This window comes from Polaromonas sp. P1_G2 (genome assembly GCF_056405515.1).
This window is the reverse complement of the sequence record NZ_JBFUBY010000004.1, coordinates 67438-81808: the sequence shown is the minus strand read 5'-3', so window position 1 is coordinate 81808 and position 14371 is coordinate 67438. Positions and strand designations below refer to the sequence as shown.

The following is a 14371-nucleotide window of genomic DNA, read 5'->3' as shown; positions in this document are numbered from 1 at the left end:
CAGCAAGGATTTTTACGGCCAGGCCCTTGCGGGCGACATCCTTGACATCCGGCCGCACAAGGGCGTCATCAGTTATGAACCCAGCGAGCTGGTGGTCACTGCGCGCGCCGGGACCTCGCTGGCCGAACTCGAGGCGCTGCTGGCCGAGCAAGGCCAGTGCCTGCCCTTTGAGCCGCCGCATTTCGACGGCACGCAAGCCAAAGCCACCGTGGGCGGCATGGTTGCCAGCGGCCTGAGCGGCCCGGCCCGCGCCAGTGCGGGCGCCGTGCGCGACTACATGCTGGGCGTGGTGCTGCTCAACGGCAAGGGCGAACGCCTGGTTTTCGGCGGCCAGGTCATGAAGAACGTCGCCGGCTACGACGTGTCGCGCCTGATGGCCGGTTCGCTCGGCACGCTGGGCGTCTTGCTCGAGGTGTCTCTCAAGGTATTGCCTGTTGCGCCCATGGAGGCCACGCTGGTCTTCGACATGGATGAAGCCGCCGCCCTGCAACAGCTCAACCGCTGGGGCGCCATGCCGCTGCCCGTGAACGCTTCCTGTTGGCGGAGCGGGCGGCTGTGGGTGCGCCTGCGTGGGGCGAAAGCGGCTGTCGCCGCCGCGCAAACCTCCATGGGCGGGGAAGTTCTGGACAGCGATGCGGCCCACCATTGGACCGCGCTGCGTGAGCAGGCCCAGCCCTTCTTCGCCTTGCAAGCTGATGAGTCGCTGTGGCGGCTCAGCGTGCCCGACACAGCGCCGCCACTCGAGCTGGGCGAGACGCTGGTGGAATGGGGCGGCGCACAGCGCTGGCTCAAGCGGCCCGACAGCGACGCGGCACTGGTGCGCGAGGCGGCGGCCCAGGCCCATGGCCACGCCACGCTGTTCCGCTCGGCCGGCAAATCCGCGCCGGTGTTCTCCGCGCTCAAACCGCCGCTGGACCGCATACACCGCGAACTCAAGAAGCAGTTCGACCCGGCGGGTGTCTTCAACCCCGGCCGCCTGTACGCGGACTGGTAAGGCAGGACATGCGACGCCTCCGCCACCTGACCGGGCAGCACCGGACACCCTCCATCAATCGCCTGCTCGGTGGTTTGCTGGCCTTTAACGCCGGCGCCATCAATGCGGGTGGTTTTCTGGTGGTCGGCATGTACACCTCGCACATGACGGGATTCGCCTCCCTGCTGGCCGACAACCTTGTCCTGGGCCACATGACATTGGCACTGGGCGCCGTAGGCGCACTGCTGGCCTTTGTCACCGGCGCCGCCGTGACGGCCGTGCTGGTGAACTGGGCGCGCCAGCATCATCTGCGCAGCGAATACGCCTTGCCCCTGCTGCTGGAAGCCGTGCTGATGCTGTTGTTCGGGCTGCTGGGCGCGACACTGAACCGCCAGACCCCGTTTGCCGTGCCGCTGACCGTGCTGGTGCTGGCCTTCACCATGGGCCTGCAGAACGCCCTGGTCAGCAAAATCTCGTCCTCACAGATCCGCACCACCCACATGACCGGCGTGATCACCGACCTGGGCATCGAGTTCGGCAAGATGTTTTACTGGAACCGCACCGGCAGCCCGCCCGAGTCGCGTGTGCGCGCCAACCGCATCAAGCTGCGGCTGTTCGGCACCTTGCTGGCGATGTTCATCGCCGGTGGCGTGGTCGGCGCGGCCGGGTTCAAGTACGTCGGCTTTGTCTGGGTTGTGCCGCTTGCCCTCATGCTGCTGGCGCTGTCGCTGCCGCCCCTGTATGCGGATTTCCGGCGCGCCCGGCGCAAGGCCCTTGCCGTGGCACTGAAAGAGGCGCCCTGACTTTATGCAAACCCATCTCGCCCCCGAATTCAAGAACAGCGCCGAAGGCCGCGAGGCCGAAGCTATTTTGCGCAAATGCGTGCACTGCGGCTTTTGCACCGCCACCTGCCCGACCTACCAGCTGCTGGGCGACGAACTCGACGGCCCGCGCGGCCGCATCTACCTGATCAAGCAGGTGCTGGAAGGCGAAGCGCCCACACGCAAGACCCAGCTGCACCTGGACCGCTGCCTCACCTGCCGTAACTGTGAAAGCACCTGCCCCAGCGGCGTCGAATACGGCCACCTGGTCGACATAGGCCGCAAGCTGGTCGACGAGCGCGTGCCGCGCCCGGCCGGCGAGAAAGCCTTGCGCTGGGTGCTGAAGGAAGGCCTGCCCTCACCGCTGTTCGCGCCCGCGATGAAGGCCGGCCAGGCCGTGCGCGGCCTGCTGCCCGCGGCCCTCAAGAACAAGGTGCCGCCCAGGCAGGACGCCGGCGCCTGGCCGCGGCGCACGCATGCGCGCAAGATGCTGATGCTGGAAGGCTGCGTGCAGCCGGCCATGATGCCCAACATCAACGCCGCCACCGCGCGCGTGCTGGACGCGGCCGGCATAGAAACCGTGCTGGCGCCCAAAGCCGGCTGCTGCGGGGCGGTGAAGTTTCACCTCAACGACCACGAAGGCGGCAAGGACCAGATGCGGCGCAACATCGACGCCTGGTGGCCGCATATCCCGGAAGGTGGCGGCGTGGAAGCCATCGTCATGAATGCCTCCGGCTGCGGCGTCACCGTCAAGGAATACGGCCACATGCTCAAGGACGATCCGGCCTATGCGGCCAAGGCCGCGCGCATCAGCGAACTCACGCGCGACCTCAGCGAACTGATGCCCGAACTGGTGGGCGAGCTGCAGGGCAAGGTCAAGGCCCGGGCCGGCGCATTGGTGTTCCACCCGCCGTGCACCTTGCAGCACGGCCAGCAGTTGCGCGGCGGGGTCGAGACGCTGATGGGCGCGCTGGGTTTCCAGGTGACGGTGGCCGCCGCCGAATCGCACCTGTGCTGCGGCTCGGCCGGCACTTACTCGGTGCTCAATCCGGACATCGCCTACCAGCTGCGCGATCGCAAGCTCGGAAATCTTCAGGCATCGGCACCCGAGACCATCATCTCCGCCAATATCGGCTGCATTACGCACCTGCAAAGCGGCACGGCGACGCCGGTGCGGCATTGGGTGGAAGTGCTGGACGACGCGCTTTTCTGACCGTTTCCGAAACACGCTACTGACACTACGTTGTCAGTAGCCTCCCGGCACCATCAAGGCTTCTTCAACAAAGGAGCCTCTCATGAAAAACGCCATCACCTGGTTTGAAATCCCCAGCACCGACTTGAACAAGGCCCAAGCCTTTTACGAAGCCGTGCTCGAGTGCAAGATGCGCCGCGAGCCCATGGGCCCGTCCCAAGGCGCGGTGTTTCCCTATGAAGCAGAAACGGGCGTGGGCGGCGCGATCCTGGCCGGCCCCACCGCGCCTGCACCGGCGTCCGGCGGCACCCTGATTTACCTCGATGCCTCGCCGTCGCTCGATGCCGCCCTGGCACGCGCCGTCAAAGCCGGCGGCAAGGTCGCCTTGCCACGCCAGGCGCTGCCGCCCGGCCTGGGATTTTTTGCGCACATCACCGACCTGGACGGCAACCGCGTCGGTCTGCACGCGCTGGCCTGAACGGCGATGGGCCGCAAGAACTGGATCGCCGTTGCGAGCGCCGAGCATGCGCGGCGTGGCTGCGAGACACCAAGCACCGGCTACATGCAGGTGTGCCACGGCAAATGCGCGCCGCTCAAGCGTATGGTTGCCGGAGACCGGGTAGCCTACTATTCGCCCGCACTGACCATGGGCGGCAAAGATAAATTCCAGCGCTTTGTCTCCATAGGCGTGGTGCAGGCCGGCGAGCCCTATGCCTTTGACATGGGCGGCGGCTTTGTGCCCTTCCGCCGCGACGTGGCTTACGTGGCCACGCGCGAGGTGTCCATACTGCCCTGGCTGGACGAGTTCGAGTTTGTGGAAAACCGCCAGCACTGGGGCTACAAGTTCCGCTTCGGCCTGTTCGAGGTCAGCGACCACGACATGCGGCTGGTCGCAAGGGCCATGCGGGCCGACCTGGGGGCGCTGGACCTGCAGACCGATGCAAGCCAAAGCCCGGCCCGGCCTCCAGGCCGGCAGATGGCGCTCCTGCCGTGAACGCAATGCCTGCGGCATGAGCCGCAGGCACCGCTTCACGGGGCTCCGGCTTACGCGGCCTTGAGGTAAGGCACGGTACCCGCGATGTCAGTATCGTCAATCATGTAGAACTGGCTGGTGCTGCCGGCCTGCCGTGCCTTGACATAGGGCTGGTAGGCGGGATCATTGACAAAGGCTTCCAGCGCGGCCTTGGCCGGGAACTGCATCACGGCAACCAGCGTGCAATCCTTGTGCGCGCCTTCCAGCGGCGTGATGTTGCCGCTGCGGGACAGGTATTTGCCGCCCTGTTTGGCGACCAGCTTGTGGACATTCGCCGCATACTCGGGCACCCAGGCGTCGTTGGTGATCTTGATTTCGGCAATTAAAAATACGCTCATATCGCTTTTCCAGTCTGCTTTGGTTGGTCAGGTTGTTGAAACAGGGCGGCATCTTCTGCCGTCCCTTGAAAAGTATCCGGCGATGGCGGGTTTGCCTCCAGTCACGAATCTGGACGGGCCGGTACAGTTTTGTGACTAGTCTTTGCGCCCGTGGGCTTCCAAGCTTGCCGGCGCCAACCAAAGGACCCGCCGTGACCCAAGCCAGCTACAAACAGTTTTGCCCCCTCGCCATGGCGACCGAGGTGCTGTGCACCCGCTGGACGCTGGTGCTGGTCCGCGAGTTCATCGCCGGCTCCACGCGCTTCAATGATTTGCGGCGCGGCGTTCCCAAGATGTCGCCCACGCTGYTGTCCCAGCGCCTGAAAGAGCTGGAGGCGGCAGGCGTCATCGAACGCAAGCGCCTGCCTTCGGAGAAAGATGTTTTCGACTACCACCTCACCGAGGCCGGGCGCGAACTGGCGGGCGTTGTCGATGCGCTGGGCAATTGGGGGCAGAAGTGGGTGGGAAGCGATGCCTCGCTGAGGCACCTGGACCCCGGTTTGCTGATGTGGGACATGCGGCGCAACCTCAATCCCGAGCCGCTGCCGCGCAAGCGCACCGTGATCCAGTTTCTCTACGCCGACCTGCCTTCGTCGCAAAGCCACTGGTGGCTGGTGGTGGAGCCCAGAGGCGAGGTCGACCTGTGCTGGTCCGACCCGGGCTTTGAAATCAATTTATTTGTGACCACCGACCTGCGCACCATGACCTCCATCTGGATGGGGCTGAGTTCGGTCGAGAGCGAGCGCGCCAAACTGAAGCTCTCAGGCCCCCGCGACATCATCCAGTCCATGCAGTCCTGGCTGGGCCTGAGCCCGTTTGCCGTCGTCAAAAAGCAGGTGGCTTAGTTTTCCGTTGGTAGCTCGCGGTAAAACACCGTGGTGCCCACCAGTCCGCCGCGCGGCAACAGCGCATAGCCGGGAATCACGCCCACGCGCTGCCAGCCCAGGCGCTGGTACAGGCGCTCACCGTTGTCACCGGTCACGGTATCCAGCACCAGCAAGGTCTTGTCGCAGTCGCGCGCCATGCTTTCGGCGCCGCGCATCAAGGCCTCGCCCAGGCCCTGGCGCCGGCAGCGGCGGTGCACCAGCATCTTGGCCAGGTCGGCGCGGTGCGGCTGGTTCTCGGGCTGGGCCAGCACCAGTTGCACCGTGCCGCAAATGCCTTGCGCGTCTTCGGCGACCAGCAGCGCGCGCTCGCCCGCAGCCACGCCCTGCGCCACACCGCGCCAGAAGGCCGTGGCGCGTTCGCGCGACAGCGGGTGCATAAAACTCACCGAGGCGTCGCCTTCGACGCAATCGATGAGCACGTCGGCGAGTTCGAGAATCTGTTCGTCGGTGACGGCGGGCAGGCGCCGCAGCGACCAGGGTGCGGTGTTCATCACGAAGTTCAAGCCGGTTCGGTGGCGATCACCACCGCATAGCGTGCGGGCTTTCGCGTGGGGTTGTGGAACATCGTGGGGCGATCCAGCTGCATGGCCAGGCAGTCGCCCTCGCGCAGCGCGTGGCGTGCGTCGCCCAGCGTGATGTCGATGGCGCCTTCGAGCACCCAGACCTGCTGGTGCACACGCGCATCGCGCGCGCCGGTTTCAAAGGCCACCCGCCCGCCCGGGGGGAAGTGCACTTCCACGATCTGCATGGGCTGCGGCACGCCGGGCGGTGAGATGTTGCGCCGAAGGTAACCCGAAGCCGGGTCTTGCCACTGCAACTGGTCCGCGTGGCGCGCCACCGGGCTGGCGGGCGCCTGGGCGGCGGGCGCGTCAAACAGCGAAGCCAGCATCACGCCCAGGCCGGTGGCCAGCCGCTCCAGCACCACAGCGGTGGGGCTGCTTTCGCCGCGCTCGATCAGCGAAATCATGGAGCGGCTCACGCCGCTTTTGGCGGCCAGCGCGTCGAGCGACAGGCTTTTGGCGGCGCGCAGCTCGCGCACGCGCTCGGCAATGCGCTGGTTGAGGTCGGAGGAGGGTTCTGTCATGGTGGAATTTATTTTCCACCATGTTGGAAGTTATGTCCAGTGCTGGAGCCTACGAAAGGAACTTCCAGGCGATAGCGATAAGCAGGGAGATCACTACGCCAATCCCCAGTTTCTTCAGAATTCCGCCGATACGCTTGCCACTTGTTTGCAGCGAGAGTTTGGACGGAGCGGCTTCCCTGTTGATCACGGGAAACTGCTTAGACACTTCTATAAACCTCTCTCCTTCAATAATGAGGTTTTCTAACAGTGCCTTTTTTGTCTTCACTGGCGTTAGACCCGGCCTGCTTCAGGGAGTTTTTCATTGACGCAATAGACGGGTTAACCTGCCGTACGCTTTCAGAAACTGATTGTGTCAAGGGCCACTCCTGTTCATGTTCCGGCAAAGGGTTAGGCGCCCCGTCCCCCGAATGCACGGTGCAGCGCCCATAGCACCAGCCCGACACCCACGGCGGTGACGGCATAGATGTTCAGCACCTGCTTCCAGTTCAGTGGCACACGCTTGGCCTGGAAGGTTTGCTCCGTGTGATGCACTTCTCTGCCATGAAGATATGAGTGGTCGACAAATTGTTCATCGCTGAGCGGGTAGACCCGCCATGACGACAGTGGCAAGAGGGGCACTCCGATGATCACCACCCACAGCGTGGTGATGTACTGCCCGCCGATGTTGTGTTCTCGCTCCCCGTAGTAGCGTGTTCCGGTTCCGCTCATTGTGAAGGGCATGTGCTTTCCTCAAAAGATGTAGTGACTAAAGACGTACCAGGCGCCAGCAAGGCAGCCGGCCGTGAGAAGGTAGACATTCAGCACCTGGGCCCAGTTTAGAGAGACGGGTCTTGCTTGATAGGCTTGTCGGGTTCCATAGCTGGTCACAAGTTCGTCCGTAAGTGGGAAGACGCGCCAGGAACTGAGGGGCAGTATTGGAAGCCAGAAAAACACGATCCACTCGGTCGTAACGTACGATCCGCCGATATCGACATCTCGCTTGCCGTAGTACATGGTGCCGGAGCCGTTATGAATGGAGGGCATATTTATTTATTGGGTGGGTTGGTTTGCGGGCGTCTAACTTGGCGGTTGCAATCCAGTCTGGAGGAACTATAGCCGCGCTCAGCAATTGGGCCCCACGCGGTAAGCTCCAATCTTTTCAATCCCTTAACTCATCATGCGCCGCGMTGACCGCCTCTTTCATCTCGTCCAGCTGATCCGCGGCCGCCGCCTGAGCACGGCGGATTTCCTCGCCAAGCGGCTCGAGGTGTCGGAGCGCACCATCTATCGCGACGTGGCCGACCTGCAGCATCAGGGTGTGCCTATCGAGGGGGAGGCCGGCGTGGGTTACCGGCTGGGTGCGGGCTTTGACTTGCCGCCCTTGATGTTTACGCAAAAGGAAGCCAATGCGCTGGCCGCTTCGGTGCGCCTGGCCCAGGCCTGGCTGGACCCGGCCATGGCGGGCGATGCCGAGGCCGCCTGGGGCAAGATTTTTTCGGTCTTGCCGCCCGCGGCGCGTACGGCGGCCGAAGGTGTGCCGCTGTATGCGGTGGTGATCAATCCCGATGAGGCCACGCAGCGCAGCCTGCAGCGTTTGCGCGAGGCGGTGCATGCGCGGTGCAAGGTGGAGGTGCGCTACCTTGATGGGGCAGGGCGGGAAAGCCGGCGCGTGCTCTGGCCGCTGGGCTGCTTTTATTGGGGCAGTGTCTGGACGCTGGGCGCCTGGTGCGAAGCCCGGCAGGACTTTCGCAGCTTTCGCGTGGACCGCATGGCTGAGGTCGACGTGCTTGACGAGCGCGTGGGCCATGAAGCCGGCCGCACCTTGGCGGATTACTTGCGCTCGGTGAAGAAGGCCAACACCAAGCCGGCCTGAAGGTCAGGCGGCGAGCGCCGCTTCAATATCCTTGCCGAGATCCGCCGGCTTGTCGGATGGCGCATAACGCCTTATGACCTTCCCGTCCTTGCCGACCAGGAACTTGGTGAAATTCCATTTGATGGCCTTGATGCCGAGCAGGCCGGGCGCCTCGGCCGACAGCCATTGGTACAGCGGATGGGCGGCGGGGCCGTTGACGTCGATCTTGGACATCATGGGGAAACTCACGCCGTAGTTGACCTGGCAGAACTCGGCGATCTGGTCGTCGCTGCCGGGGTCTTGCGAGAGAAACTGGTTGCTGGGAAAGCCCAGGACCGCCAGGCCCTTGCCGGCATATTGTTTGTACAGCTCTTCCAGCCCGGCGAACTGCGGCGTGAAGCCGCATTTGCTGGCGGTGTTGACGATGAGCATGACCTTGCCCTTGAAAGCCTCCAGCGGCACGTCTTTGCCGGTGATGTCCTTGGCCTGGAAGTCGTAAACCGTTTTTGCTGCGCCCATGGTTGTCTCCTGTGTGAACTGCCATCGAAATGATGCAATTTCCCGCCGGGCCGCCCCAAGGGAAATTAGCCCCCACGGGGGGCAGCGCATTACGCGCTAGCGAAAAGCGTGGGGGCTATTGCTCTAGTGCGATTCTGCACCGCCGGGCGCGGTTTGGGGTGTCGCCGATGGGGCCATGGCTGCCAGCACGGCGGCCAGCACGATCAGGCTGCCGCCCAGCAGCACGCGCGGCGTGAGATCGGCGGCGCCCAGCGCGGCCGAGGACAGGCTGGCGAACAGGATTTCGGTCAGCATCACGATGGCCGTGGTGCCGGCGGCCAGGCGCGCCGCGCCATACTGCAGGCCGGCATTGCTGGCCATGAAGGCCAGCGCCAGCCCCAGCACCACCGGGATGCCGGCCGGCGCCAGTGCCGGCGCGGGCACCAGGGCCTGCGACATGCCGGCCAGCGCGGCGCAGGCTGCCATCAGCCCGCTGCCGCCGAACATGGCCAGCATGCGCGATTCGCTGGGCGTGTGTTTGTATTTGCGCAGCACGGCATTGGTCACCGCGAAGCTGAAGCCGCCCATGATGGCCAGCCAGTCGGCGCCGCTGTGCGGCACGGGCCAGGGAGATTCGGGCGTCTTGAGCACGATGAGCACGCCGGCCATGGCCAGCAGCAGGCGCAGCAGCGAGGCCGGCGTGGGTTTTTCGCCCAGCATGACCCAGGCCACCAGCACCGACCAGGCCGGCATCATGTAAAACAGCAGCACCACGCGCACCACGTYGCCCACGGTCACGGCCCAGTTGAAGCCGACGTTGGTCAGGCCGGAGGCGGCCGCCAGGAACCACAGCTGGGGATGGGCCAGGAAGCCGCGCCAGGCTTGCGGGCGCAGGGTCAGCAGGCCGGTGACCACGACCGCGTAGACCAGGGCCGTGGTCCACAGCGGGTGCAGGCCGTGGCCCTGCAGCTGGCGCAGCGGCCACCATGAAACGCCCCAGATGAAGGCGTTGAGTGTGAGTGCCAGAACGGCTTTGGACGTACCGCCAGGCACGGCGGCGCGTGTTGCGTCAACTTGCATCAGTGCGATTTATCGCTGCGGGCGATGCTCAGCAGGTGGTCGACCTGCTCTTTGTATTTGACGGTGTTGCTTTTGTGCCAGCGCTGGATCAGCCACATGAAGCCGGCCACCACCACGCCGAAGGCGGTGATGGCGCCGAAGGCCGACAGGCCCAGGCCGGTAGACAGGCTGTAGAAGGCGCCCAGGCTCAGGATGCAGGCCTGCTCGTTGAAATTCTGCACCGCGATGGAGCGTCCCGCGSCCATGAGGTTGTGGCCGCGGTGCTGCAGCAGCGCGTTCATGGGCACCACCAGGAAGCCGCCCAGGCCGCCCAGCAGGATCAGGAAGGGCGCGGCCACCCAGACGTTGCCGATGAAGTTCATCAGGATGACCAGCAGGCCCATGGCGATGCCCAGCGGCATGACGCTGGTGGCCTGGTCCAAGCGCATGCGCATGGAGGCTAGCACGGCGCCGACGGCCGTGCCTATGGCCACCACACCGACCAGCGAGGAGGCCTGCGAGGTGCTGTAACCCAGGGCCGCGGCGCTCCAGGCCAGCACGATGTAGCGCAGGTTGCCCGACACGCCCCAGAACAGGGTGGTGGTGGATAGGGAGATCTGGCCCAGCTTGTCGCGCCACAGCGCCGAGTTGCAGTTCCAGAAGTCGGGCAGCAGCTCGAGCTTGTTGCGCGGCATGGGCCGCATCTCGACGCCGGTGTCGGGGATGCGCGTGTTGAACCAGGCCGCGATGATGTACAGCAGGATCAGCACGGAGATCGCCGCTTCGGGCGCGGTGTCTATGCCGGTGTCGAAAACCGGGAAGTCAAAGGACAGCAGCAGGTTGGACACGGTGTGGCCGACCAGCTGGCCGCCCAGCAGCACGCCCAGGATGATGGAGGAAATCGTCAGCCCTTCGATCCAGCCGTTGGCTTTGACCAGCTGCGAAGCCGGCAGCAGTTCGGTCAGGATGCCGTATTTGGCGGGCGAATAGGCCGCGGCGCCCAGGCCGACGATGGCGTAGGCCAGCAGCGGATGCGAGCCGAACAGCATCATGAGGCAGCCGATCACCTTGATCGCGTTGCTCACGAACATGACGTTGCCCTTGGGTCGCGCATCGGCGAAAGCGCCCACAAAAGGGGCCAGCACGACGTAAAACAGGGCAAACATGGGAACCAGCGCCGCCGGCTGCCACTTGGGCGCCCCGCTGGTCTTGAGCAGCTCCACGGCGGCCACAAATAGCGCGTTATCAGCCAGTGAGCTGAAAAACTGGGCCGCCATGATGGTGTAAAAACCGCGCTTCATTAAACTGTTGTGGTCATTGCGGCACTGCATCAGCCGATCTGATGCTGCAAGATAAGGGTGAATGTCTCCAGACGATTCCGGTTTATAGCATGGGGGGCGGTGCCAGAATGAGAAAAGCCCTCGAATACGTTCCGGCCTGCCGACCCCGCTATCCCACACCAACCACATCACCGCGCCATGCCACGCCCCATTCTTGCCACCATCCATACCGCCGCACTGGCCCACAACCTGGGCCGCGCGCGCGAAGCCGCGCCCGACGCCAAGGTCTGGGCCATCGTCAAGGCCAATGCCTACGGCCACGGCATCGAGCGTGTTTTTGACGCGCTGCGCAGCGCCGACGGCTTTGCGCTGCTGGACCTGGCCGAGGCGCAGCGCCTGCGCGCGCTCGACTGGCGCGGCCCCATCCTGCTGCTGGAGGGCTGTTTTGACGCGCGCGACCTGGAGCTGTGCTCGCGCCTGGGGCTGTGGCATGCCATCCATTGCAACGAGCAGGTCGACATGCTGGCCGCCCACAAGACGCAGCTGCCGCACCGCGTGTTCCTCAAGATGAACTCGGGCATGAACCGCCTGGGCTTTCCGCCCGAGCGCTTCCGCGCGGCCTGGACGCGCCTGAACGCGCTGCCGCAGGTCGAGGAGATCACGTTGATGACGCACTTCTCCGACGCCGACGGCCCCAAAGGCATAGCCGCAGCGCTGCAGGCCTTCGACGCCGTCACGCACGACCTGCCCGGCGAGCGCACCTTGAGCAACAGCGCCGCCACGCTGCGCCACGGCGATGCGCTGGCCGGGCGTTCCGACTGGGTGCGGCCGGGCATCCTGGTCTACGGCAGCGCGCCCGATTTTCCCGAACACACGGCCGCCGGCTGGGGCTTGCAGCCGACGATGACGCTGTCGTCCAGAATCATTGGCGTGCAGGAACTCAAGGCCGGCGACACCGTGGGCTACGGCTCCAGCTTCACGGCCGACGGCCCGCTGCGCATAGGCATCGTGGCCTGCGGTTATGCCGACGGTTACCCGCGCCACTGCAGCACCGGCACGCCCATGCTGGTGGACGGCGTGCGCACCCGCATGGTGGGCCGCGTCAGCATGGACATGATCACGGTCGACCTCACGCCCGTGCCCGGCGCCGGCATGGGCAGCGAGGTGATCTTGTGGGGCCGCGCCGCCAAGGGCGCGGAGCTGCCGATTGACGAAGTGGCGCAGGCCGGCGGCACCGTGGGCTATGAGCTGATGTGCGCACTGGCGCAGCGCGTGCCGGTCGCGGTGGAATAGAGCCGTTGTGGTGCGCAAAAAATCCGGCACCACCCGGCCCGTGGAATTTACTGCCTGAGATCTCATCTTCATGACGAATACTTCTTCCCTCACCGTCCGCCCCATCCAGAAATCGGACCTCGCCGCCTGGCTTCCGCTTTGGGCCGGCTACAACCGCTTTTACGGCCGCTCCGGCCCCACGGCGCTGGCGGACGAGGTCACCGCCATGACCTGGTCGCGCTTCTTTGATTCCTATGAGCCGGTGCACGCGCTGGTTGCCGAAGCCGGCGGCGAACTCGTGGGCCTCACGCACTACCTGTTTCACCGCAGCACGACGCGCATAGTGCCCGTCTGTTACCTGCAGGATTTGTTCACGGCCGAATCGGTGCGCGGCCGCGGTGTCGGCAAGGCGCTGATCGAGGCCGTCTATGAACAAGCCCGGGCGGCGGGATGCGACCGGGTGTATTGGCAAACCCACGAAACCAATGCCACGGCGATGCGGCTGTACGACCAGGTGGCGGAGAAATCCGGTTTTGTGGTTTACGCCAAGGCGCTGTAGCCCCCGCTGTCGCGCCCTTCGCGCCGGCCCACACGCAGTGTAGGTTTTGGCGGACGCCAGCCCTTGCCGCGACCGGCTAATTTTTAATTGGGGCCGCTCGAAACCCACGCGTCGCCCGCTGTGATGCCATGCCGGTGAAGCCTTGCAGCCGTTCGGGATGCCGGCGTCAAGGAGTGTCCATGAGCCAGTCTGAGACCAAAAAAGAGCTGGACTTGCGGTCCGTGCTCGAAACATTCGCCAAAGCTTTTACCCGCGGCGACGGCAAGACCGCTGCGACCTGCTGGGAAGTCCCCGCACTGATCGTCGCGGACCAGGGCACCAAGGCCGTCGCCACGCTGCGGGAGGTCGAAGATTTCTACGGCGGCGCCGCCAAACAGTACAAGGACATGGGCATTACCGACACGCGGCCCGAAGTCCAGTCCGTCACCTGGCTGACGGACAAGCTGGCCTCCGTCCATGTGCGCTGGCCTTACCTCGATGCCAAGGGCCAGGCGCGGCCGGAGTCGGAGGCCTCGACCTATGTCATGCGTGTCGGCGACGACGGCCGGCCAAGGATTAACGTCGTCGTCATGATGGGATTCAAAAAGGGCTGAGCGGATTTATTGCGGCGCGATCTTTGCACCCGTGAGTTTTTCCTGCGCCTTCACGAGCGCCGGAACGAATTCCTTGCCATGGCCCAGCGCGCTGGCCGTCACCAGGCTCTGGTGCACGGCTTCGCCGACGAAGGACGGCACTTTCACCATCTCGGCCAGGTGGGTGTAGTAGCGCAAGTCCTTGCGCGCGTTGTCGAGTTCGAACTTGATGCCGGCGAAGTCGCCGCCCAGGGTCTTGGCCATGGCCTGGAACAGGCCGGAGTTGACCGCGCCGGCGGACACCACGTCGACCAGCTTTTGCGGTTCAATGCCGGCCAGCGCGCCCACGGCGAAAGCTTCGGCCGTTGCCGTGCAGACGGCCTGGCCTATGAAGTTGTTGAGCAGCTTGACGACGTGGCCGGCGCTGGGGCCGCCGACGTGGAAGATGTTTTCGCAATAGGCCGCCAGCACGGGGCGGATCTTGTCGAACACCGCCTGCTCGGCGCCCACCATGGTGTTGAGTTTGCCGAGTTCGGCCTCCACCGGCGTGCGCGCCAGCGGCGCGTCGACCAGCGTGGCGCCGCGCTCGGCGCATAAGGTGGCCAGGCGGCGCGTGGATTCGGGCTCACTGGTCGAGGTGTCGATCACGATGAGGCCGGCTTTGGCTTTGGAGAGCACACCGTTCGCACCCAGCAGGGTTTCCTCGACCTGCGGCGAGCCGGTCACGCAGATCACCACGGCGTCGCAGGCCCCAAGTTCGGCGGGGCTGGCGGCCTGTTTCGCGCCGGCGGCCAGCAGGTCGGCTACGCGCTCGGTATTGCGGTGAACGGTGAGGCTGAGCGTAAAGCCCTTGGCCAGCAGGTTGCGCGCGATGCCGTGGCCCATCAGGCCCGATGCGCCTATGACGCCTATGTGTTTCATGCTGTCTCCTGG

The 14371-nt window shown here is 65.0% G+C and carries 20 protein-coding genes; 10 read left to right on the top strand and 10 right to left on the bottom strand.

Going from position 1 to position 14371, the window contains the following annotated elements; genetic code table 11:
• The 5 genes from glcE to AC1D0P_RS01245 form a co-directional block, all read left to right on the top strand.
• On the top strand, positions 1-994 hold a 994-nt coding region (gene glcE, locus AC1D0P_RS01265; protein WP_477675007.1), incomplete at its 5' end, for a glycolate oxidase subunit GlcE.
• Positions 995-1002: 8 nt separating this feature from the next.
• Positions 1003-1776, top strand: a complete 774-nt coding sequence (locus tag AC1D0P_RS01260) for a YoaK family protein (RefSeq protein WP_477675006.1) — start codon at positions 1003-1005, stop codon at positions 1774-1776.
• A gap of 4 nt (positions 1777-1780) precedes the next feature.
• Positions 1781-3007 carry a glycolate oxidase subunit GlcF gene (gene glcF / locus AC1D0P_RS01255; protein WP_477675005.1) on the top strand — a complete coding sequence of 409 codons (1227 nt, stop codon included), beginning with the start codon at positions 1781-1783 and terminating at the stop codon, positions 3005-3007.
• Positions 3008-3089: 82 nt separating this feature from the next.
• Complete coding sequence (locus AC1D0P_RS01250; protein ID WP_477675004.1) at positions 3090-3464, top strand: VOC family protein; 375 nt, start codon at positions 3090-3092, stop codon at positions 3462-3464.
• A 6-nt stretch (positions 3465-3470) separates the two neighbouring features.
• Positions 3471-3980 carry an EVE domain-containing protein gene (locus tag AC1D0P_RS01245; RefSeq protein ID WP_477675003.1) on the top strand — a complete coding sequence of 170 codons (510 nt, stop codon included), beginning with the start codon at positions 3471-3473 and terminating at the stop codon, positions 3978-3980.
• Between the two features lie 50 nt (positions 3981-4030).
• Here AC1D0P_RS01245 and AC1D0P_RS01240 read toward each other — a convergent pair whose 3' ends face one another.
• A complete protein-coding gene (locus tag AC1D0P_RS01240) occupies positions 4031-4357 on the bottom strand; it encodes a DUF1330 domain-containing protein (RefSeq protein WP_477675002.1) in 327 nt (108 codons plus the stop codon).
• Positions 4358-4548: 191 nt separating this feature from the next.
• Between AC1D0P_RS01240 and AC1D0P_RS01235 the strand changes: the two genes are divergently transcribed.
• Positions 4549-5241, top strand: a complete 693-nt coding sequence (locus AC1D0P_RS01235) for a winged helix-turn-helix transcriptional regulator (protein ID WP_477675001.1) — start codon at positions 4549-4551, stop codon at positions 5239-5241.
• Here AC1D0P_RS01235 and AC1D0P_RS01230 read toward each other — a convergent pair.
• The 5 genes from AC1D0P_RS01230 to AC1D0P_RS01210 form a co-directional block, all read right to left on the bottom strand.
• The gene (locus AC1D0P_RS01230; protein WP_477675000.1) at positions 5238-5774 is read right to left on the bottom strand and encodes an N-acetyltransferase family protein; all 537 of its coding nucleotides are present in this window, start codon (positions 5772-5774) and stop codon (positions 5238-5240) included. The genes AC1D0P_RS01235 and AC1D0P_RS01230 overlap by 4 nt on opposite strands.
• A gap of 8 nt (positions 5775-5782) precedes the next feature.
• A complete protein-coding gene (locus tag AC1D0P_RS01225) occupies positions 5783-6367 on the bottom strand; it encodes a helix-turn-helix domain-containing protein (RefSeq protein ID WP_477674999.1) in 585 nt (194 codons plus the stop codon).
• A gap of 49 nt (positions 6368-6416) precedes the next feature.
• Positions 6417-6632 carry a hypothetical protein gene (locus AC1D0P_RS01220; RefSeq protein WP_477674998.1) on the bottom strand — a complete coding sequence of 72 codons (216 nt, stop codon included), beginning with the start codon at positions 6630-6632 and terminating at the stop codon, positions 6417-6419.
• Between the two features lie 122 nt (positions 6633-6754).
• Positions 6755-7087, bottom strand: coding sequence for a hypothetical protein (locus AC1D0P_RS01215; RefSeq protein WP_477674997.1), 333 nt, complete (start codon positions 7085-7087; stop codon positions 6755-6757).
• A gap of 9 nt (positions 7088-7096) precedes the next feature.
• A complete protein-coding gene (locus AC1D0P_RS01210) occupies positions 7097-7390 on the bottom strand; it encodes a hypothetical protein (protein WP_477674996.1) in 294 nt (97 codons plus the stop codon).
• Positions 7391-7523: 133 nt separating this feature from the next.
• Here AC1D0P_RS01210 and AC1D0P_RS01205 point away from each other — a divergent pair, with 133 nt between their 5' ends.
• Entirely contained in the window at positions 7524-8219 is a 696-nt protein-coding gene (locus AC1D0P_RS01205) for a helix-turn-helix transcriptional regulator (RefSeq protein ID WP_477674995.1), read from the top strand.
• A 3-nt stretch (positions 8220-8222) separates the two neighbouring features.
• Here AC1D0P_RS01205 and AC1D0P_RS01200 read toward each other — a convergent pair whose 3' ends face one another.
• The 3 genes from AC1D0P_RS01200 to lplT form a co-directional block, all read right to left on the bottom strand.
• A complete protein-coding gene (locus AC1D0P_RS01200) occupies positions 8223-8717 on the bottom strand; it encodes a glutathione peroxidase (protein WP_477674994.1) in 495 nt (164 codons plus the stop codon).
• 123 nt (positions 8718-8840) lie between these two features.
• Positions 8841-9776, bottom strand: a complete 936-nt coding sequence (locus AC1D0P_RS01195) for a DMT family transporter (RefSeq protein ID WP_477674993.1) — start codon at positions 9774-9776, stop codon at positions 8841-8843.
• Complete coding sequence (lplT, locus tag AC1D0P_RS01190) at positions 9776-11056, bottom strand: lysophospholipid transporter LplT (RefSeq protein ID WP_477674992.1); 1281 nt, start codon at positions 11054-11056, stop codon at positions 9776-9778. The genes AC1D0P_RS01195 and lplT overlap by 1 nt, the downstream gene beginning before the upstream one ends.
• 177 nt (positions 11057-11233) lie before the next feature.
• On the opposite strand from lplT, the gene alr reads away from it, so the two are divergent.
• The 3 genes from alr to AC1D0P_RS01175 all read left to right on the top strand — a co-directional run bounded on the left by alr (position 11234) and on the right by AC1D0P_RS01175 (position 13459).
• Entirely contained in the window at positions 11234-12328 is a 1095-nt protein-coding gene (gene alr / locus AC1D0P_RS01185) for an alanine racemase (RefSeq protein WP_477674991.1), read from the top strand.
• A 70-nt stretch (positions 12329-12398) separates the two neighbouring features.
• Positions 12399-12866: an N-acetyltransferase family protein gene (locus AC1D0P_RS01180; protein ID WP_477674990.1), complete on the top strand. Its 468-nt coding sequence runs from the start codon at positions 12399-12401 to the stop codon at positions 12864-12866.
• A 179-nt stretch (positions 12867-13045) separates the two neighbouring features.
• Positions 13046-13459 carry a Cif family virulence factor gene (locus AC1D0P_RS01175; protein WP_477674989.1) on the top strand — a complete coding sequence of 138 codons (414 nt, stop codon included), beginning with the start codon at positions 13046-13048 and terminating at the stop codon, positions 13457-13459.
• Between the two features lie 6 nt (positions 13460-13465).
• Here AC1D0P_RS01175 and AC1D0P_RS01170 read toward each other — a convergent pair whose 3' ends face one another.
• Entirely contained in the window at positions 13466-14359 is an 894-nt protein-coding gene (locus AC1D0P_RS01170; protein WP_477674988.1) for an NAD(P)-dependent oxidoreductase, read from the bottom strand.
• Positions 14360-14371 lie beyond the last annotated feature (12 nt).

What these genes read in the sequence shown, in the direction of transcription:
- AC1D0P_RS01260 (WP_477675006.1), top strand. Translation starts at nt 1,003, where the DNA reads ATGCGACGCCTCCGCCACCTGACCGGGCAGCACCGGACACCCTCCATC.
- AC1D0P_RS01210 (WP_477674996.1), bottom strand. Translation starts at nt 7,390, where the DNA reads ATGCCCTCCATTCATAACGGCTCCGGCACCATGTACTACGGCAAGCGA.
- AC1D0P_RS01225 (WP_477674999.1), bottom strand. Translation starts at nt 6,367, where the DNA reads ATGACAGAACCCTCCTCCGACCTCAACCAGCGCATTGCCGAGCGCGTG.
- AC1D0P_RS01180 (WP_477674990.1), top strand. Translation starts at nt 12,399, where the DNA reads ATGACGAATACTTCTTCCCTCACCGTCCGCCCCATCCAGAAATCGGAC.
- glcF (WP_477675005.1), top strand. Translation starts at nt 1,781, where the DNA reads ATGCAAACCCATCTCGCCCCCGAATTCAAGAACAGCGCCGAAGGCCGC.
- AC1D0P_RS01200 (WP_477674994.1), bottom strand. Translation starts at nt 8,717, where the DNA reads ATGGGCGCAGCAAAAACGGTTTACGACTTCCAGGCCAAGGACATCACC.
- AC1D0P_RS01250 (WP_477675004.1), top strand. Translation starts at nt 3,090, where the DNA reads ATGAAAAACGCCATCACCTGGTTTGAAATCCCCAGCACCGACTTGAAC.
- AC1D0P_RS01175 (WP_477674989.1), top strand. Translation starts at nt 13,046, where the DNA reads ATGAGCCAGTCTGAGACCAAAAAAGAGCTGGACTTGCGGTCCGTGCTC.
- alr (WP_477674991.1), top strand. Translation starts at nt 11,234, where the DNA reads ATGCCACGCCCCATTCTTGCCACCATCCATACCGCCGCACTGGCCCAC.
- AC1D0P_RS01215 (WP_477674997.1), bottom strand. Translation starts at nt 7,087, where the DNA reads ATGCCCTTCACAATGAGCGGAACCGGAACACGCTACTACGGGGAGCGA.
- AC1D0P_RS01240 (WP_477675002.1), bottom strand. Translation starts at nt 4,357, where the DNA reads ATGAGCGTATTTTTAATTGCCGAAATCAAGATCACCAACGACGCCTGG.
- AC1D0P_RS01230 (WP_477675000.1), bottom strand. Translation starts at nt 5,774, where the DNA reads ATGAACACCGCACCCTGGTCGCTGCGGCGCCTGCCCGCCGTCACCGAC.
- AC1D0P_RS01170 (WP_477674988.1), bottom strand. Translation starts at nt 14,359, where the DNA reads ATGAAACACATAGGCGTCATAGGCGCATCGGGCCTGATGGGCCACGGC.
- AC1D0P_RS01245 (WP_477675003.1), top strand. Translation starts at nt 3,471, where the DNA reads ATGGGCCGCAAGAACTGGATCGCCGTTGCGAGCGCCGAGCATGCGCGG.